Origin of the sequence: Sphingobacterium sp. 1.A.5, assembly GCF_002734235.1 — a bacterium.
In the GTDB taxonomy this organism is placed as follows: domain Bacteria; phylum Bacteroidota; class Bacteroidia; order Sphingobacteriales; family Sphingobacteriaceae; genus Sphingobacterium; species Sphingobacterium daejeonense.
Window position 1 is genome coordinate 165,851 of the sequence record NZ_PEBA01000064.1, and the last position, 18,402, is coordinate 184,252.

Here is an 18,402-nt window from a genome sequence, read left to right on the forward strand (position 1 = left end):
ACCGTTATGAAGATCCTAAATGCAGAGCAGCTCAGAATAGTGGACCAGGAAACGATTCAAAAAGAAGGAATAAATTCTTGGGAATTAATGGAGCGAGCTTCAAGTATAGCAACCTATGCCATCCTTAATGATTTTGTAGATTTAATAAAAGAACTGCCTATTGTAGTGGTATGTGGCAAAGGGAATAATGGTGGTGATGGATTGGCTATTGCGAGGCAATTGCGTGAATCTGGTTATGATGTAGAAGTAAGATTGTTGTATGCGGATCAATATTCCCCGGACAACCTTTTAAATCAAAAAAAGCTCGATGATATCAAATTCTTTGGGTTAAAGGATGATCTTGATTTTCCGATGGAAGGAATTTTAATCGATTGTCTATTCGGCTATGGATTGAATACAGCATTAGGAGAGGAATGGACATCTGTTATCTCGCAAATGAATGATTTTCAAGGTGTAGTAGTATCTATTGATATGCCATCTGGTTTGATGTTGGAATCTACCGGTAAATTTGAAGATAACATTGTAAGAGCAACCAAAGTATATACCTTTCAATGTCCTAAGCTATCATTATTACTGCCTGATAACGCAGTTTTTGTTGGTGATTTCGAGATTCTGGATATTGGATTAAACGAGAATTCGATATTAGAGCAGCAAACCGAATATAAATACGTGGAGTCTGATATGTTAGATATTCTTGTTCGTTCGCGTTCTAGGTTTTCACACAAAGGCACGTATGGTCATATTGCGTTAATTGGGGGTAGTTTGGGCAAAATGGGTGCTGTATTGATGTCTTCAAAAGCTGCCCTTCGGTCTGGCTGTGGGTTGATAACGGCATACATTCCTAGGTGTGGATATAATATTCTTCAGATTGGATTCCCTGAAGCCATGGTCATGTTGGACAGTGGCGAAGAAGAAATCAAGGATTTCAACATAGGTCTTGATTATTCAGCTTATGGTGTAGGAATAGGAATGGGTAAGGATGAAGAAACCTCTCGTGGCTTTGGCATTTGGCTGCAAAGTTTGGACGAAAATACCAAATTACTGCTCGATGCTGATGCATTAAATATTCTTTCAGAAAACGAACAATTATTAAAGTTCTTGCCAAAAAATTCAATTCTCACACCACATCCCAAGGAATTGAGTCGTTTGATTGGAGAGTGGGAAAATGATTTAGATAAATTAAATAAGGCAAAAGATTTTACCAGGGAATATCAGGTGGTTTTAGTGGTCAAGGGAGCAAATACGGCTGTCATAAATCCTAATGGTGAAATATTTTTCAATTCTACAGGTAATGCGGGGATGGCAACAGGAGGGACTGGTGATGTGTTGACAGGTGTAATTACAAGTCTATTGGGACAAGGCTATGATGCTTTAGACGCTGCGGTATTGGGTGTATTTATCCATGGAGCAGCAGGTGATTATGCTAAAGGATGGGTTGGTGAAATAAGTTTAATCGCCGGTGATTTAATCGATTACTTACCATCTGCATTTATGGATCTGGAAAAATTGAACTAAGATGACTTTAACAGTTATCATAGGTCAATTTCTAACTCACAAATTATCCGTACCTTTAATTCATGCAGATTAACATCAAAAATATGGTATGTCCACGCTGTGTTATGGCAGTTGAACAGATCTTGGATAGGATGGGTGTGCCATATAATGAGGTTAACATAGGGTCTGTTGATTTGAAGCGTTCATTGTCAAAAGAAGAGACAATACAATTTGGCCGTGAGCTTCAAGACATTGGATTTGAAATCTTAATTGAGAGAAAGCAAAAACTAGCCGAAGAAATTAAAATTGCATTGCAAGAATTGGTGAATTCAAAAGAGGAAAATTCTTTAAAAACCTCATCATTTCTATCTGAAAGATTCAATTTGGAATATTCTTATTTAAGCAACGTGTTTTCTGAAACACAGGGCGAAAGTATCGAGAAATATTTGATTAGTTTGAAGATTGAAAAAATTAAAGAATTGCTAAGTTATGAAGCTACTTTGGCAGAAATTGCTTCACAGCTACAATATAGTAGTGTTGCTCATTTGAGCACTCAATTTAAAAAAAATACTGGTCTGAGTCCTTCAGAATATAAAAAACAGATGGTCTGAAAATGATTTAATGATTATAAATTTATAGTTCAACATCTGTAAACATAAACCAAAGGCGTAAATGAAATAATTAGAGAACGGTAAATTTCAGATAAATCTTCCAATGAAAACATTAATAGTTGTAATTCACCCTGATTTTAATAATTCGGTAATAAATAAAAAATGGGTAGAATCATTGCAGAAATATCCTGATAAATTTTACATTCATTTGTTGCATCAAGTATATCCAAACGAAAATATAGATATCAAGTCGGAGCAAAAATTGGTAGAACAATATGAAAAAATTGTTTTCCAATTTCCTTTTTATTGGTTTAATTGTCCCCCTTTGTTTAAAAAATGGTTGGATAATGTTTTGACTTATAACTGGGCTTACGGAAGCAAGAGTGGATACCAGTTAGAAGGCAAGAAAATTGCATTAGCAATTTCTGTAGGAATAGAAGAAAATGAGTTTGGGCCTACAGAAAGATATAAATATTCTTTAGAAGAACTGCTTCGCCCATTTGAGTTGACTTTTGAATATATAAAAGCAGATTATAAACCATTCTTTGCATATTACGGTATTGAATTAAACAGTTCTAAAGAGTGGGTTGAAAAAAGCATAGTTCCGTATTTGGAGTTTTTAAACAAACTATAATGATGCATTTTAAAACCTCTTAAAATAATTAAAAACAAAAAAGCTCGCAATTGCGAGCTTTTTTGTTTGATGATAATCAACCTTATTTAAGGTTATCACGGTATACTGTAGCTTTTTTAACTTCAGTTTGAATGTCTTTACGAGAAGCATCATAAGTTAACACTTTCTCATAATCAGTAATAGCTTTGTTGTAAGCATCTGTTGCAGTTGCTTTGTTGTAGTTAGCAGCGCCTTTTGTACCTGTCAAGATTCCCAAGTCACGGAAAGCGATTGCACGGTTTTGATATAATTTAGCATCGTTTGCGTTGATTGTGATTGCTTTTGTATAGTCAGCAGTTGCTGATTTCAATAATGCTTCACGTTCTTGGTTGCTCAATTTCAATTCTTTGTTTACGGCCATATTGTTATTAGCTTTTGCTTTATAATAATATGCAGAAACATTTTTAGGATCCAAAGAGATTACTTTGGTAAAGTTTGCAATTGCTTTTTTGTATTGTCCATTTTGGAATTGAGAGTAACCTAATAAATACACTACTTCAGGTTCATTTCCCGCATTAGGTAATGCTTTTTCGAATTGAGTAGCCGCAGTTTTGAAATCACCATCTAAAAGTGCTTTTTCACCAGCGCGAACGTTAGGATCACTGTGTTGTTGTTTTTCTTGTGCTTGCGCACCCATTGTAGCTAATGCTAAAGCAACAGTAGCTAACCCAATCTTAATCGTCTTCATCTGTGTATTCAAGTTATTTAATTTCATGTCTGAATTTTTATGTTGTTTTTCTGTTTTTATCACACTCCAACTAATAGAGTAAAAATCTGTTAAATAGTTTAACCAAGCAATCAATAGTTATAAACATTTCCACATTTCACAAAATGCTTCACTTCATACCAATTTTCTGTACACCTAGGTGACAAAGAATTGCCTGATTACTGACGATTTAACAGCAATTAATCAATATTAGCATAAAATGTACCAAAATTTATACTTGGCACTCCCCTTGCACTATAACGGAACACAAGATTTAAAATAAATTATTGTCGATAATCTGACAAGATGTCGGCAACCTGGATAACATTATATGAGCAAATTTGATTCATTCAACTTTAATCAAACATTACCTATCATAAACGAAGAAACGGAATTCTTTCCCTTGCTGACACAGCAAGATGAGGATGAGATGAGGAATGCAGAGATTCCGGATCAGTTACCGATCCTTCCATTAAGAAATACCGTATTATTTCCTGGTGTTGTAATACCGATTACTGTTGGACGTGATAAGTCTATAAAATTGGTTAAGGACGCATACAAAGGCGACCGCACTATTGCTGTGGTATCCCAAAAAGATATGACCGTTGAAGACCCGACCTTTGATCAATTAAATAAGGTTGGAACTGTAGCACACATTATTAAAATCCTTCAGATGCCTGACGGTAACACTACAGTTATCATTCAAGGAAAGCAAAGAGCAAAACTAAAGGAACTAGTACAGTCTGAACCTTATATTATTGCAAAAGTTGAGAAATTTCCTGAGGATAAACCAAAAACAAACAGCAAGGAATTTAAAGCATTGATCTCTTCTGTTAAAGAATTGGCATTGCAAATCATACAATTGTCGCCAAATTTGCCTAGCGAAGCGGGAATTGCAATTAAAAATATTGAAAGCCCCACATTCTTGGTGAACTTTATATCTTCAAATCTTTCTTTAGAATTAGAGCAAAAGCAAGATTTATTGGAGATTAAAGATTTCGTAAAGCGTGCTAAGCAATTATTGGAGCATCTGACTACAGAAATCCAAATGTTGGAGCTGAAGAACCAGATCCAAAATAAGGTGCGTGTTGATTTAGACAAACAACAACGTGATTATTTTCTGAGTCAACAATTGAAGACGATTCAAGAGGAATTGGGAGGTAGTACACCAGACCTTGAAATTGAAGAGCTGAAGAAACGTGCTAAGGCAAAAAAATGGAATGATGAGGTAGGAAAACATTTCCAAAAAGAATTGGAAAAATTGGCGAGAATAAACCCTGCCGCTGCTGATTATTCTGTACAATTAAACTACTTAGAATTATTGCTGGATTTACCTTGGGGTGAATATACCAAAGATAACTTTGACCTGAAAAGAGCAGATAAGGTTCTTGACAAAGACCATTATGGTCTAGAAAAAGTTAAGAAACGTATTGTTGAGTACCTTGCTGTTTTAAAGTTGAAGAATGACATGAAGGCACCAATCCTTTGTTTGGTTGGCCCTCCTGGGGTTGGTAAAACATCATTGGGAAAATCAATTGCCAAAGCTTTAGGTAGAAAATATACAAGAATGGCATTGGGTGGTATTCGAGATGAAGCAGAAATAAGAGGTCACCGTAAAACATATATCGGTGCGATGCCTGGCCGTATCATTCAGTCCTTGAAAAAAGCTGGAGCATCCAATCCTGTTTTTGTATTGGATGAAATCGATAAAATAGGTTCTGACTTCAAAGGTGATCCATCTTCTGCTTTGTTGGAAGTACTAGATCCTGAGCAAAATACTCATTTCTATGATCATTATGTAGAGATGGAGTATGATCTTTCTAAAGTCATGTTTATTGCGACAGCAAACTCTTTGAATGGGGTACAACCTGCATTGTTGGATCGTATGGAAATTATCGAAGTTAATGGTTATACCATTGAGGAGAAAATTGAAATCGCCAAAAAGCATTTGCTACCTAAGCAAAGAGAGATGCACGGTATTCAAGCAAAAGATATCTCCTTAAAACCGAAGATGATTGAGAAAATCATCGATGAATATACTAGAGAATCTGGGGTTCGTGGTTTAGAGAAAAAAATTGGATCTGTAGTACGCGGAATAGCTACTCGAATTGTGATGGATACAGATTATAATCCTAGTTTGGATGCCGCAGATATTGAAGAAATATTGGGCGCTCCAATCTTTGATAAGGATCTTTATGAAAACAATGACATCGCAGGTGTTGTGACTGGACTTGCGTGGACTTCGGTTGGTGGTGATATTTTATTTATCGAATCAAGTTTGAGTCCAGGTAAAGGGAAATTAAGTCTTACGGGTAATCTCGGTGATGTTATGAAAGAATCTGCTTCGATTGCTATGGCTTACCTTCGTTCGCATTCTGATGAGTTTGGTATTGATTTCAAAGTTTTTGATCAGTGGGATGTAAATATCCATGTGCCAGCTGGTGCAACTCCTAAAGATGGTCCTTCTGCAGGTATTACGATGTTGACTGCTTTGGCTTCATTATTCACACAAAGAAAGGTGAAAAATAAGCTTGCTATGACTGGAGAGATTACTCTGAGAGGAAAGGTACTTCCTGTTGGTGGTATAAAAGAGAAAATCTTGGCCGCAAAAAGAGCAAACATAAAGGACATCATTTTAAGTAAGTCTAACCAAAAGGATATTTTGGAGATAAAAGAAGATTATATAAAAGATCTGAATTTCCATTATGTCACAGAAATGCGTGAAGTTGTGAAGTTGGCGTTGTTGGATGAAAAGGTAAAGAATGCAAAAGAACTTTCACGAGAAGGTTACTAAAAAAAACAAATTATATGAAAGCACAGCTGATCAGCTGTGCTTTTTTTGTGCTTTTTCGTCATATAATTTTAAGGAAAGGAACATAATTTCAATTATAAAATTATAAGCTGTACTTTTGCAGAAATGGACCCCAGCAGTAAAACAACGAGGTTTATAAAACGTGTCGTAACCTCGCCTTTATTAATTTATATTATTCGATGCCTTATTGGTTTTGTAATTGGGTATTTATTGTATCGCAGTTATAAAGAATTCGAATTGTTTTGGGCATTGTTATCTATAATCTTAGTTATATCACCGGAGGAACAGGATTCAAAAAGGCTTTCCATTGAACGGTTTAAATCCAATTTTGTAGGTTCAGTAGTTGCGATGGGATGTGTTTGGTTATTGCCAAAATCAATTTATTCCGTTATGGTAGGGATTGTTGTCACCATTTTTTTATGTTGGGGTTTTAAGATTTTGAATATGGCTAGGGTAGCCATTGTCGCACTTTTGATCATCATGATTGAGCCGCATCATTCCCAATTGAATTATACACCAATCTATAGGGCTTTATCGACAGGACTGGGTTGTATAATAGGACTTACGATAGTGATAGTCAGTTCTGGACTCATTAATTTTCTGAGAGATAAATATAAAATATTCTCTGATCCTACTTAAAAACTGCTCTCATACATATTGAAAGACATATAAATCCTTATTTTTACGGGAATGATTGAATTATATACAGACGGAGCATCAAGCGGAAATCCGGGGCCAGGTGGATATGGTACCATATTAAGAGCCATTTATCAAGGATCTAATCCTGAATTTCAAGGAAAATTAATTGAAAAAGAATTCTCAGGTGGATTTAGAAAAACTACCAATAATAGAATGGAACTTTTGGCAGTTATCATAGGCCTTGAAGCACTAAAGAATATCAATCAGCAAGTAACGATATTTTCTGATTCTAAATATGTAATTGATGCCATTGACAAGAAATGGGTTTATGGCTGGATGCAAAAAGGATTTCAAGGGAAAAAGAATAAAGATCTTTGGCTACGACTCATGAATGCCTACAAATTGCATAAAGTTAAATTAGTATGGGTAAAGGGACATGCTGGTCATCCCTTAAATGAAAGATGTGATCAGTTGGCGGTAAATGCCTCAAAAGATAAAGCAAATTGGAAAATTGATTCCGTATTTGAAGCAGAGATGCAAAAAGGCTTAGATATTTAATCTAAGCCTTTTTTTATTTTTTTTAATGAATTAAATCAATCCAGCACGTTTTAATAGTGGATCCACTGATGGTTCATGACCTCTGAACTGTTTGTACAATTTCATTGGGTGCTCCGTACCACCTTTGGATAAAATATTGTCTTTGAACTTCTTTGCAACTTCCTTACTGAAGATTCCTTCCTGTTTGAAATAATCAAATGCATCGGCATCCAAAACTTCGGCCCACTTGTATGAATAATAGCCCGATGAATATCCGCCATCAAAAATATGAGAAAATGAAGTAGACATCACATTCTCCTTAACATCAGGATATATCTGAGTGCTTTTGAACTGTTCATTTTCAAATTCTTTCACATTATTGATAGCGCTAGGGTCCTGACCATGCCAACCCATGTCCAACAACCCGAAGCTGAGTTGCCTTACGGTTGCCAATCCTTCTAAGAATGAAGCACTTTCTTTAATTTTGGCAATGTATTCCATAGGAATTGTTTCCCCAGTTTCATAATGCTTTGCAAATAGTTTCAAGGCATCTTCTTCATAGCACCAGTTTTCCATCACCTGACTTGGAAGTTCCACAAAATCCCAGTAAACTGATGTTCCGGATAGGGTAGGATATACGGTGTCAGCCACCATCCCATGCAGAGCGTGACCAAACTCATGGAATAATGTAGTCACCTCGTTAAATGTAAGTAGGGATGGCTTTGTAGCTGTTGGTCTAGTGAAGTTACAAACTATTGAAATGTGTGGTCTTTCATTATGACCATCTTTCTCATACTGTGATTTATATGAAGTCATCCAAGCTCCGTTTCTCTTTCCTTTCCTAGGAAAGAAATCTGCATAAAAGATCGCAACAAGTTCACCAGATTCATTGCTTACTTCAAATGTCTGAACTTCAGGATGATATTTGTCGATGTTATGGATTTCCTTAAAATTTAGACCGTAAAGCCTATGAGCAATTTCAAAGACACCATTTAATACATTTTCCAGTTTAAAATAGGGTCTTAATTTTTCATCATCAAGGTTAAACTTTTCTTGCTTTAGTTTTTCCGAATAATAACTAGCGTCCCATTTTTCTAAATGATCAATGCCATCTTTTTCTTTGGCATACTTTGATAGTTCTTCAAATTCTCTTATTGCCGCTGGTTTTCCTTTTGATAGAAGGTCATTCAAAAACGAATTTACAGTCTTTGGATCTTGCGCCATTCGCTCTTCCAATTTAAAGTGAGCATGTGAATCATATCCTAGTAATTTTGCTCGCTTGTGTCGAAGATTAGCCATTTTGAGAACAACTTCTTCATTGTTATTTTCATTATTTTGGAAGCCTTTTTTACCGGCAGCAATAGCTAGTTCCTTTCTCAATTCACGATTGCTGGCATAAGTTATAAAAGGGATATAGCTTGGATAATCCAAGGTGAAGATCCAGCCTTCTTTTCCTTCCTCTTTTGCTAGTTCATGTGCAGCCTCCACCACATTTTCAGGAAGCCCATCTAAATTTGCTTTTTCTGTAATGTGCAGACGATATGCATTCGTCTCTGCTAATACATGTTCTGCAAAATTCAATTTCAAAACTGACATTTCCTGATCAATTTCACGGAGTTCTTTCTTTTTGTCGTCTGCAAGCAAAGCTCCATTACGAACAAAATCCCTGTAGTATTTGGTAAGCAACGTATCCTGCTCTGGAGATAACGTCAAGTTATCCTTCTGATCATAGATTTCTTTGATCCTTAGGAACAGATCATAATTAAGGGTGATATCTGAACTTAACTCTGCCAACATAGGAGCAATCTGAACCGCCATTTTTTCTATTTCGTCATTTGTTTCAGCAGAATGAAGATTGAAAAATATATTGGAAATACGGTCTAATTGTAGGCCGGAAAAAGATAGGGCTTCAATAGTATTTTCAAAAGAAGCCGCTTGATCGTTACCGACAATATCATCAATTTCTTTTTTGGTATCATCAATTGCTTCTATAAAGGCTGGGATATAATCCTCGTTGCTGATTTTAGAAAATGGAGCAGTATTATAATTTGTTTCGAAAGCTTTATTTAAGATATTCATAGTACAATAAAGTTACAATATTATATCTACAGGGATTAGATCACCTGTGAAGATTTATTAAGTTTTACGGAAACTTTACGTAATATTATAATGTTATAACACAAAACAAAATTAAATCATGAAGAACAAAGTATCATCCATATTAGCAGTTTCCCTTTTTGTATTAGGTTTCAGCTCTTGTCAATCTAATTCAAACCAAAATACATCTGAAAATACGACCTCAAATAGCAATGACTGGACAACATCTGAACTGGCAGGTAAATACAGTTATGTAGGGAATGGCGATACTATAACGTTGGATATTAGTAGCCAAAATGATTCATTGGTTGGTCCATTATATTATAGTTTTAAGGAGAAAGATCGCAATGCAGGCACTTTTCGTGGAGTTATAAAAGACTCTTTATTAGTTGGAGAATATAGTTTTATGTCCGAAGGAATGAACTCAATCCGCGAAACAGTTTTTGGCATTGTGCCTGAAGGTTTGATTGAAGGCTTCGGCGAGATTGAAGATACTGGCGAAAAGGTAATATTCAGAAATATAGATAGCCTACGCTTTGATCATGGAATGATTTTAAAGAAGAATTAATTATTCAATCCCTTCCCACCAATATTTAGTTTCATTATTGGAATCTAATTGGATGATCTGGCCCATTTTTGGGGTCCAGATAGGGAAGTTTTTGATTTTTGCTTCTTTAGTAATCCTGATCATCGGTTCATCCCAGGCATGATTTGCTAATGGGAATTTTGAGTTATGAACTGGTATTAGCATTTTGGTTTGAAGGTCTGTAGCAGCAGTTATTGCTTCTTCAGGCATCAAATGGATGTATTGCCAATTCTCATTGTATTGGCCATTCTCGAGGATTGCTAAATCGAATGGTCCATATTTTTCTCCTATTTCCTTAAAATGTGCACCATAACCGGAGTCTCCACCAACAAACAGTTTTAAAGAATCTGCCTGTACGACAAATGATGACCACAGGCTCGTGTTTCTCTTCAACCATCTACCCGAAAAATGTCTAGCCGGAGTTGCCGTAAATTTCAAACTATCCAAGTCCAGGCTTTCGCCCCAATATAATTCATGCACATGTTCAGGTGAATATCCCCATTTCTCTAGATGCGCTCCAACACCTATCCCCGTGACAACATCTTTGACACGATCTTTCAATTTTTTGATCGTCGGATAATCAAGGTGATCCCAATGGTCATGGGTAAGAACCAAGATGTCGATTTCAGGCATTTGTTCTACCGTATAATTATGGCTCATCTTAAAAGCCTTTACACTCCCAGGGATTGGCGATGCATGGTCATTAAAAACTGGATCCACTAAAATTCTTTTTCCGTCCAGTTGCATATAGTATGAAGAATGACCAAACCATACATATACATTTTCGTTAATTGGAATATTTTTGAGATCTGTAATTTCTACGGGTAGTGGAGACGAAGGAACATTTCTTTTGTCTTTTCCAAAGAAAAATTGGAATAATACTGAAGTAAAGCTTACACCTTCTTTCATTGCAGGAGTAGGAACAAGGTTGTCAAACGCCCCATTTTTATAAGTTGCTGTTTGTTCCATTTTCTGCAATCGATTTCCAGAGGCAAGTGCTCCCATCTGGTCTGATCGATAAAGTAGAAATACTGCCAAGCCGACTATGATAATCAAGGCAAGAATTATATACATAAATACCTTTATAAATTTTTTCATGTTAGTGAGGTGCAATTTACACTATTCTCTGTAATCTCATTGTAAGAAAATTGAAAATATTAGTTATTAAAAAGATATTAATAGTTAAATAAATATAGTAAATATATCATTATAGGTAAAAATTAATAATTAGTTAATATTTGTTGGTTTATATTTGCCCTATAAACAGTGCCAATAAATAGTGTATGAATAACATCAATAATGAATTACTTAAATCCATCGTTTCGCGACTTAACAATCGCTATCCAGATTATTTATTGAATGATGGAAAATGGTTAATTGGAGGGTATGAAAGTTTGTTCAAAATAGATTATCAGGAGAAAGATGATCCTTATTTGCCAAAAATCAAAATGGAAGTATTTATGATGCTGCCCAAAGAAATGCGTGAAGAAATTATTTCCATGGTAAAATAGTATAATTGTAAGAGTAGTATCCAATAAAAAAGCAGGTTAGAATTTTCTAACCTGCTTTAATTTTTTTTAAGGAGATATTATTGATATCCTAAAAGTTTCATTACTTGTTTTGAGTTTTGTTCTTCACCAAAAACTTCATAGTTAAAAGTTTCGTCTCTATTCCTACGAATCAATACATGTTTCGGAGAAGGAAGCAAACAGTGGTGAATACCTCCGTACCCGCTCAATACCTCTTGATAAGCTCCAGTATGGAAAAAACCTAAGTACTGAACCTTACGTGTTTTAGGCATGAAAACCGAGTTCATGTGGGCCTCTTGATTGTAGTAATCTTGACCATCGCAAGTTATTCCCCCTAAGTTTACCCGTTCATATTCAGAATCCCAATTGTTGATTGGAAGTAGGATGTATTTTTGGTTCAATGCCCATACATCTGGAAGGTTTGTAATAAATGAACCGTCCAACATCAACCATTTTTCACGGTCATTTTGTTGTTTTCTGCCTAATACTTTATATAGTATTCCTGAAGCTTCTGCAACGGTATATTTACCAAATTCAGTGATAATATCTGGTTCAACCACTTCATGGTGTGCACAGATTTGTTTGATACGGTTTACGATTTCGTTAACCATGTATTCGTAATCAAAATCATGTACCAATGAATCCTTGAATGGCATTCCACCACCAATATCCAAAGTGTCCAAATCAGGATTTATTTTCTTGAACTTACAATATAAGGTCACGTATTTTTCCAATTCATTCCAATAATAAGGAGTGTCAGAAATACCTGAATTAATAAAGAAGTGTAAAAGTTTAACTTTGAAGTGAGGGTTGTCAACGATTTTGCTGTTATAAAAATCGATTACATCTTCCATTCTGATTCCAAGTCTAGAAGTGTAGAATTGGGAGTCAGGTTGTTCCTCAGCAGCAATACGGATACCTAAGTTACATGGTTCCGATAGTTCCACCTCATCATCATACATGTTAAATTCCTCTTTATTATCCAATACTGGGATAATATTGTGGAACCCGTCATGCAACATATCGACGATATATTGTTTGTATTGATAAGTTTTGAATCCATTACAGATCACTGTAATGTCTTTCGTTACCTTACCTTGTCTCTCTAAAGCGTCAATCATAGGCATATCAAAAGCTGAAGACGTTTCCAAGTGGATGTCATTCTTCAATGCTTCTTCTACGATATGTTTGAAATGCGAGGATTTAGTACAATAACAGTATTTATAAGACCCACGATAATTATATTTCAACATGGCTGTTTGAAATAAAATCTTCGCCTGTTGGATTTTTTTACTGATTATTGGTAGATACGTAAAACGTAGGGGTGTACCATACGTTTCTATCATTTCCATCAAATTCAAATCGTGGAAGTACAATTCATCATCGATGATATCGAATCCGTCTTGTGGAAAACCAACACTTAAGTCAAGAAATTCCTGATAGCTCTGCATTTTTTATTATTTTTGGCAAAGATATGCTTTCGTAATGAATACATGAATAACTTAAGCGTTATTTTTTAAATTCATTATCAGAAAGTTAAGAATATTACGAAATATTTACATGGCAAAATCAATTCAAGAACTGCTTATTGAGAAAACAGTTGAAGCAGTTAGTACTTTATATAGTGCTGCTATCCCGGCTTCACAACTTGCATTACAAGAAACGAGAAAAGAGTTTGAAGGTCAAATCACTTTGGTTGTATTTCCAATAACACGCTTTTCAAAAAAATCACCAGAAGTTACCGGCCATGAAATTGGTGCCTTTCTTCAAGAACAGATTGCTGAGATCTCTGGCTTTAATGTAATAAAAGGTTTTCTTAACCTTAGTTTCTCGGATTCTTATTGGATTGAATTACTCAACCAAACAATCCTTGCTGATTCGTTCGGCAAATTTCCTCAGAACGGAAAAAAGTTAATGGTAGAATACTCTTCACCAAACACAAACAAACCTTTGCATCTTGGGCATATACGTAATAACCTGTTAGGCTATTCTGTAGCAGAAATATTGAAAGCCTATGGTTATGATGTCATCAAAGCAAACTTGGTGAACGACAGGGGGATTCATATCTGTAAGTCTATGCTTGCATGGGAGAAGTTTGGAAATGGTGAAACACCTGAATCTTCTGGTTTAAAAGGAGATCACTTGGTTGGTAAATATTATGTTGTTTTCGACAAGGAGTACAAGAAGGAAATCGAAGCCTTGAAGTCAGAAGGACAATCAGAAGATGAGGCGAAGAAAAATGCTCCTTTGATTCAAGAAGCACAAGTTATGCTTCAAAAATGGGAAGCTGGTGATGAAGAGGTCTTGAATTTATGGAAAACCATGAACGGATGGGTTTATGCAGGATTCGATAAAACCTATAAGCAATTAGGCGTCGATTTTGATAAGTTCTATTATGAATCAGAAACCTATTTATTAGGTAAAGATATCATTAAAGAAGGTCTTGAAAAAGGAGTGTTTTTCAAAAAAGATGATAATTCTGTGTGGATAGACCTGACAGATGAAGGATTGGATGAAAAACTAGTGTTGAGAGGAGATGGTACCTCAGTGTATATCACTCAAGATTTAGGTACAGCACAGCTTAAATATGATGAATTCAAGATGAATGAGTCTATTTATGTTGTTGGTAACGAGCAGGACTACCATTTCAAGGTATTATTTGCAATTCTCAAAAAACTAGGCAAAGAGTGGGCTGATGGTTTATATCACTTATCTTATGGTATGGTTGACTTGCCTTCAGGGAAAATGAAATCCAGAGAAGGTACCGTTGTTGATGCCGATGATTTAATGGCTGAAATGATTGATACGGCCAAAGAAAGAACAGAAGAACTTGGAAAAACCGAAGGTTTTAATGAAGAAGAGAAAGTAAATCTTTACCAAACTATTGGTATGGGGGCTTTAAAATACTTCTTATTGAAGGTGGATCCTAAAAAACGATTATTATTTGATCCTAATGAATCTGTAGATTTTCAAGGTCATACAGGTCCATTTGTACAATATACTCATGCACGTATCAAATCAGTATTGAGAAAAGCTGATTATGTTCCAGGACAAATAAAAGTTCCTTCAACCCTTTCTACATTTGAAAGAGATTTAATTCAAGCACTTGCTAATTATCCAGCTATTATTGAAGCTTCAGCAAAGGAATTTAGTCCCGCTCAGTTGGCTAATTATGCTTATGATATTGCCAAGCTATACAATAAATTTTATCATGAGGAGACTATTCTAAAAGCAGAAGACGAAAATGTAAAAGGATTCCGTTTGCAATTATCGGCTTCAGCAGCACGAATTATTTCTGAAAGTATGAATTTATTAGGAATCCAAGTTCCTGAAAGGATGTAAAAATGAAGAAACTAAAAGTTGGTTTGATAGGATTTTCTATTGGGGGACATGTCTTTCATGCTCCTTTTATTGCTGAAAATCCAGATTTGGAATTGTATAAAGTTACGGCTAGGAAACCTGAGCAACAGCAAATGTTGGCAGAGCGATATCCTGATGCAATAGGGGTGATGTCTGCGGATGATATCATTAATGATCCTGAAGTGGATATCGTTGCGATTGCAACTTCAAATGATGTACATTTCAGTTTTGCAAAAGCGGCGTTGGAAGCAGGCAAGCATGTAGTCGTGGAAAAACCTTTTACCAACTATAGCGCTGAGGCTGATGAATTAATAGCCTTGGCCAAAGAGAAAAATTTAGTGCTTTCAGTTCATCACAATGCAAGATTTCATTCTGATTTCAAGACTGTCAAAAAGGTGATCGAATCCGGAAGATTGGGGCGTGTGGTCAATTATGAAGCTAGATATGACCGCTTTCGAAACTTTTTGAGAGCTGGGGCATGGAGAGAAGAAAACTTGCCAGGGTCTGGAATCCATTATGACTTGGGTGCTCATTTAATTGATCAGGCATTGTTAGTTTTTGGAAAACCGATTGCTGTTTTTGCTGATTTAAGAATTCAGCGTGATGGAGCTAAAACGATAGATGATTTTGAGTTCATCCTTTCTTATCCTGGTCTTAAAGTTTCTTTAAAAGGTCAGATGTTGGCAAAAATTTCAACTGCGAGATATGCTGTTTATGGAATGAATGGATGTTTTGTTAAATGGGGGGTTGATCCTCAGGAAGCACTTTTGAGAGATGGTGTTCAACCTTCACAACATTTAGATTGGGGAAAGGAAGATCCTGCCTATCAAGGTACTATAGCTGTTTTGGAAAATGGCAATGATGTCGAAGAAAGAATTGAAAGTGAGTGGGGGACAGGTCAAGATTTCTATAAAAACATAGTTTCTGCAATTCAGGGTTCTGAAGATCTATATATAAAACCAGAGCAGGCACGTGATGTAATCCGCATATTGGAACTGGCAGAGCAATCCTGGGCAGAGCAGAGGACGATTTCCTTAGAAGGAGAACTTATATCTTAATGAAAGAATATGATGCGGTAATCATTGGTGCTGGAGCATGTGGGCTGATGTGTTCGGTTCAGGCTGGCCTTTTGGGTAAACGCACTTTATTAATAGAAGGCAATGATAAGCCGGGAGCAAAAATATTGATTTCCGGTGGAGGACGTTGCAATTATACCAACCTAAATACAAGCGTTGAAAACTTTGTTTCAGAGAATCCAAAATTCCTGAACGCAGTATTTTCAAGTTGGTCCGTAGATGATACGATTAACTTTTTTGAACAGTTCGGCGATATAAAAGGTCAAGAAAAAACCTTGGGACAATTGTTTCCTACAACAAATAAAGCCAAAGATATTGTTGCAGTATTTACCAAATTAATGTTTGATACCAAACAGGATATTTGGTTGAATACTTTGGTGACCAATATCGAAAAAAAGGATACCGGATTTGAAGTCTCTTATACATCAGATGGGCGGAGTTCAACAATTCAAACGCCCAAAGTAGTCGTTGCTACCGGAGGTCTTCCTGTCAGTAAATTAGGAGCATCAGATTTCGCGCTTAAAACAGCTCGGAAATTTGGATTAGATATAGTTAGCACTGCTCCGGCACTCGTTCCATTAACGATTACTGGAAAAGATGCTGATTGGTATGCTTCATTGGCTGGGAATTCTGTTTTTTCAAAAGTGTCAAACCAAAGGATTTCTTTTGAGGAGAATATTCTATTCACGCATTGGGGGTTGAGCGGCCCCGCTATCCTACAGATATCATCATATTGGAAACCGGGTGAGGAATTTTCGATTGACTTACTTCCGAAGTTCAAACTTGAAACCCTCATTAAGGATGAAAGAAATCAAGGGGGTAAACGGACTGTTGGACAACTTTTAAATGATTATTTCACGAAGAAGTTTGTGGATGCTTTGGGCAAGTTTTTGCCGATTCAATTAAAGATTGCTTCCTTGAGCAAATCAGATGCTAAATTGATTGTTGATTTTGTTCATAATTTTAAGGTTAAGCCTGCTGGAGATAAAGGTTATGATAAAGCTGAAGTCATGCGCGGTGGAATATCTACTGATGAGTTGAATCCAAGAACATTAGAAAGCAAGAAAGTTAATGGTCTTTATTTTGGAGGCGAAGCAGTAGATATTACTGGGTGGCTGGGTGGTTATAACTTTCAATGGGCATGGGCTGCCGGCTATGCAATCGCTCAAGACTTGTAGGCTGTCATACCAAATAAAATTGGCTGTATTGATAAGATACAGCCTGGTAATTATATTTGGATAAGAAGTAATTTTCTCTTTTTCTATCGGTTAAAATGTATGTTCTAGTTTTCCTTCTGTTTTGATGTCTTTGATATCAGCTCCTCCTTTTTTCACAGATTTTCCGTCCATTAAAATTTCAAATTCAAGTTTGGAAACTTTGTCAACTTTAGCTTTGATAGCTACTGTAGACTTTTTAGCTGGTTTTGATCTTTTTACTTTAATGGTCATTGGGAATTTTAAGTCTTTAGAGATTGTTGAATCTTGACCTTTATGACCAGATACCGTCAAAGAAGTGAATTTTAAATCTTTTACTTCTGGATTATTTTTAATTACATAGGTAATTTCAACTGGTTTAGGTTTAGGATCTGTTTTGTCGTCCTTTTTGCATGATGTAAATACTAGAGCAACTGCTGAGATAGCAAGTGCTGTTCTTAAAAATGTAGTTGTTTTCATTGATTTTGTTTTTAAAATTTTTAATAATGAGTTAATTCAATAATCCTTTTATATTGATTTTATCATATAACGGTATTATTTTTCATAATGCTACAGGTTTTAAAGAAAATATTATAATAAATTTTCATAATACTTTCGTTATTGTGAAGGTTTATTCATAGTCGATATCAATTGAATTTTTCGTAGTTTTGCACATTGAAGCAAACTGGTTCTATCGCTGCATTTTATATGGAGAGGAAAGTCCGGGCAACACAGGGCGATACGCTTCCTAACGGGAAGGCTGATTTTAGAGTCAGACAGCAAGTGCCACAGAGAATATACCGCCTTTCGGGGTAAGGGTGAAAACGTGAGGTAAGAGCTCACGGGCTTGTATGGTGACATACATTTCGGTAAACCTCGTATGTTGAAAGACCAAATAGGTTGCAAGACTAGAAAGCTGCCCGCTTTCTGCCTTCGGGCAATTGCAATGGGTAGGTTGATTGAGTTTGCATGTGAATGCAAATCTAGATAAATGATAGAAATTCTTATTTTAGAATACAGAACCCGGCTTATAAGGTTTGCTTCTTATTATTGTGAACATTTTCTATTGCCTATAAAACAAGTGTGTTA

The 18,402-nt window shown here is 35.8% G+C and carries 16 protein-coding genes and 1 other RNA gene; 12 read left to right on the forward strand and 5 right to left on the reverse strand.

From position 1 onward, the window contains the following. The first annotated feature begins 6 nt into the window (after positions 1 to 6). The 3 genes from CRT24_RS18640 to CRT24_RS18650 all read left to right on the forward strand — a co-directional run bounded on the left by CRT24_RS18640 (position 7) and on the right by CRT24_RS18650 (position 2,739). Positions 7 to 1,515 (forward strand): NAD(P)H-hydrate dehydratase, encoded by a 1,509-nt coding sequence (locus CRT24_RS18640; protein WP_099372605.1) that lies wholly within the window; start codon positions 7 to 9, stop codon positions 1,513 to 1,515. 62 nt (positions 1,516 to 1,577) lie between these two features. Continuing rightward, positions 1,578 to 2,105: a helix-turn-helix domain-containing protein gene (locus CRT24_RS18645; RefSeq protein ID WP_099372606.1), complete on the forward strand. Its 528-nt coding sequence runs from the start codon at positions 1,578 to 1,580 to the stop codon at positions 2,103 to 2,105. 103 nt (positions 2,106 to 2,208) lie between these two features. After that, the gene (locus CRT24_RS18650; RefSeq protein ID WP_099372607.1) at positions 2,209 to 2,739 is read left to right on the forward strand and encodes an NAD(P)H-dependent oxidoreductase; all 531 of its coding nucleotides are present in this window, start codon (positions 2,209 to 2,211) and stop codon (positions 2,737 to 2,739) included. An 82-nt stretch (positions 2,740 to 2,821) separates the two neighbouring features. On the opposite strand, the gene CRT24_RS18655 is transcribed toward CRT24_RS18650, so the two are convergent. Beyond that, the gene (locus tag CRT24_RS18655) at positions 2,822 to 3,493 is read right to left on the reverse strand and encodes a tetratricopeptide repeat protein (RefSeq protein ID WP_099372645.1); all 672 of its coding nucleotides are present in this window, start codon (positions 3,491 to 3,493) and stop codon (positions 2,822 to 2,824) included. 322 nt (positions 3,494 to 3,815) lie between these two features. Between CRT24_RS18655 and lon the strand changes: the two genes are divergently transcribed. From lon to rnhA, 3 genes are all read left to right on the forward strand, one after another. After that, entirely contained in the window at positions 3,816 to 6,278 is a 2,463-nt protein-coding gene (gene lon / locus CRT24_RS18660; RefSeq protein ID WP_099372608.1) for an endopeptidase La, read from the forward strand. A gap of 123 nt (positions 6,279 to 6,401) precedes the next feature. Next, a complete protein-coding gene (locus CRT24_RS18665; protein ID WP_099372609.1) occupies positions 6,402 to 6,935 on the forward strand; it encodes an aromatic acid exporter family protein in 534 nt (177 codons plus the stop codon). 51 nt (positions 6,936 to 6,986) lie between these two features. Then, on the forward strand, positions 6,987 to 7,493 hold the full coding sequence (gene rnhA, locus CRT24_RS18670; RefSeq protein ID WP_099372610.1) for a ribonuclease HI: 507 nt from the start codon (positions 6,987 to 6,989) through the stop codon (positions 7,491 to 7,493). Positions 7,494 to 7,523: 30 nt separating this feature from the next. Here rnhA and CRT24_RS18675 read toward each other — a convergent pair whose 3' ends face one another. After that, positions 7,524 to 9,551, reverse strand: a complete 2,028-nt coding sequence (locus CRT24_RS18675) for a M3 family metallopeptidase (protein WP_099372611.1) — start codon at positions 9,549 to 9,551, stop codon at positions 7,524 to 7,526. 118 nt (positions 9,552 to 9,669) lie between these two features. Between CRT24_RS18675 and CRT24_RS18680 the strand changes: the two genes are divergently transcribed. After that, complete coding sequence (locus CRT24_RS18680; protein ID WP_099372612.1) at positions 9,670 to 10,137, forward strand: hypothetical protein; 468 nt, start codon at positions 9,670 to 9,672, stop codon at positions 10,135 to 10,137. Here CRT24_RS18680 and CRT24_RS18685 read toward each other — a convergent pair whose 3' ends face one another. Further along, the gene (locus CRT24_RS18685; protein ID WP_257214094.1) at positions 10,138 to 11,253 is read right to left on the reverse strand and encodes an MBL fold metallo-hydrolase; all 1,116 of its coding nucleotides are present in this window, start codon (positions 11,251 to 11,253) and stop codon (positions 10,138 to 10,140) included. Between the two features lie 185 nt (positions 11,254 to 11,438). Between CRT24_RS18685 and CRT24_RS18690 the strand changes: the two genes are divergently transcribed. Continuing rightward, positions 11,439 to 11,666, forward strand: a complete 228-nt coding sequence (locus CRT24_RS18690; protein WP_099372613.1) for a hypothetical protein — start codon at positions 11,439 to 11,441, stop codon at positions 11,664 to 11,666. Between the two features lie 77 nt (positions 11,667 to 11,743). Here CRT24_RS18690 and CRT24_RS18695 read toward each other — a convergent pair whose 3' ends face one another. Continuing rightward, positions 11,744 to 13,135 (reverse strand): arginine decarboxylase, encoded by a 1,392-nt coding sequence (locus CRT24_RS18695; protein ID WP_094256829.1) that lies wholly within the window; start codon positions 13,133 to 13,135, stop codon positions 11,744 to 11,746. A gap of 109 nt (positions 13,136 to 13,244) precedes the next feature. Between CRT24_RS18695 and argS the strand changes: the two genes are divergently transcribed. From argS to CRT24_RS18710, 3 genes are read left to right on the forward strand one after another with little or no spacing between them, the layout of a single operon-like run. Continuing rightward, a complete protein-coding gene (gene argS, locus CRT24_RS18700; protein ID WP_099372614.1) occupies positions 13,245 to 15,026 on the forward strand; it encodes an arginine--tRNA ligase in 1,782 nt (593 codons plus the stop codon). Positions 15,027 to 15,028: 2 nt separating this feature from the next. Next, the gene (locus CRT24_RS18705) at positions 15,029 to 16,102 is read left to right on the forward strand and encodes a Gfo/Idh/MocA family oxidoreductase (RefSeq protein WP_099372615.1); all 1,074 of its coding nucleotides are present in this window, start codon (positions 15,029 to 15,031) and stop codon (positions 16,100 to 16,102) included. Further along, a complete protein-coding gene (locus CRT24_RS18710; RefSeq protein ID WP_099372616.1) occupies positions 16,102 to 17,298 on the forward strand; it encodes an aminoacetone oxidase family FAD-binding enzyme in 1,197 nt (398 codons plus the stop codon). The genes CRT24_RS18705 and CRT24_RS18710 overlap by 1 nt, the downstream gene beginning before the upstream one ends. A gap of 90 nt (positions 17,299 to 17,388) precedes the next feature. Here the strand turns inward: CRT24_RS18710 and CRT24_RS18715 are convergent, their stop codons facing one another. Further along, on the reverse strand, positions 17,389 to 17,793 hold the full coding sequence (locus CRT24_RS18715) for a hypothetical protein (protein WP_099372617.1): 405 nt from the start codon (positions 17,791 to 17,793) through the stop codon (positions 17,389 to 17,391). Positions 17,794 to 17,990: 197 nt separating this feature from the next. Between CRT24_RS18715 and rnpB the strand changes: the two genes are divergently transcribed. Further along, positions 17,991 to 18,361, forward strand: an RNA gene (gene rnpB / locus CRT24_RS18720) — RNase P RNA component class A. Positions 18,362 to 18,402 lie beyond the last annotated feature (41 nt).

What these genes read in the sequence shown, in the direction of transcription:
- CRT24_RS18640 (WP_099372605.1), top strand. Translation starts at nt 7, where the DNA reads ATGAAGATCCTAAATGCAGAGCAGCTCAGAATAGTGGACCAGGAAACG.
- CRT24_RS18645 (WP_099372606.1), top strand. Translation starts at nt 1,578, where the DNA reads ATGCAGATTAACATCAAAAATATGGTATGTCCACGCTGTGTTATGGCA.
- CRT24_RS18650 (WP_099372607.1), top strand. Translation starts at nt 2,209, where the DNA reads ATGAAAACATTAATAGTTGTAATTCACCCTGATTTTAATAATTCGGTA.
- CRT24_RS18655 (WP_099372645.1), bottom strand. Translation starts at nt 3,493, where the DNA reads ATGAAATTAAATAACTTGAATACACAGATGAAGACGATTAAGATTGGG.
- lon (WP_099372608.1), top strand. Translation starts at nt 3,816, where the DNA reads ATGAGCAAATTTGATTCATTCAACTTTAATCAAACATTACCTATCATA.
- CRT24_RS18665 (WP_099372609.1), top strand. Translation starts at nt 6,402, where the DNA reads ATGGACCCCAGCAGTAAAACAACGAGGTTTATAAAACGTGTCGTAACC.
- rnhA (WP_099372610.1), top strand. Translation starts at nt 6,987, where the DNA reads ATGATTGAATTATATACAGACGGAGCATCAAGCGGAAATCCGGGGCCA.
- CRT24_RS18675 (WP_099372611.1), bottom strand. Translation starts at nt 9,551, where the DNA reads ATGAATATCTTAAATAAAGCTTTCGAAACAAATTATAATACTGCTCCA.
- CRT24_RS18680 (WP_099372612.1), top strand. Translation starts at nt 9,670, where the DNA reads ATGAAGAACAAAGTATCATCCATATTAGCAGTTTCCCTTTTTGTATTA.
- CRT24_RS18685 (WP_257214094.1), bottom strand. Translation starts at nt 11,253, where the DNA reads ATGAAAAAATTTATAAAGGTATTTATGTATATAATTCTTGCCTTGATT.
- CRT24_RS18690 (WP_099372613.1), top strand. Translation starts at nt 11,439, where the DNA reads ATGAATAACATCAATAATGAATTACTTAAATCCATCGTTTCGCGACTT.
- CRT24_RS18695 (WP_094256829.1), bottom strand. Translation starts at nt 13,135, where the DNA reads ATGCAGAGCTATCAGGAATTTCTTGACTTAAGTGTTGGTTTTCCACAA.
- argS (WP_099372614.1), top strand. Translation starts at nt 13,245, where the DNA reads ATGGCAAAATCAATTCAAGAACTGCTTATTGAGAAAACAGTTGAAGCA.
- CRT24_RS18705 (WP_099372615.1), top strand. Translation starts at nt 15,029, where the DNA reads ATGAAGAAACTAAAAGTTGGTTTGATAGGATTTTCTATTGGGGGACAT.
- CRT24_RS18710 (WP_099372616.1), top strand. Translation starts at nt 16,102, where the DNA reads ATGAAAGAATATGATGCGGTAATCATTGGTGCTGGAGCATGTGGGCTG.
- CRT24_RS18715 (WP_099372617.1), bottom strand. Translation starts at nt 17,793, where the DNA reads ATGAAAACAACTACATTTTTAAGAACAGCACTTGCTATCTCAGCAGTT.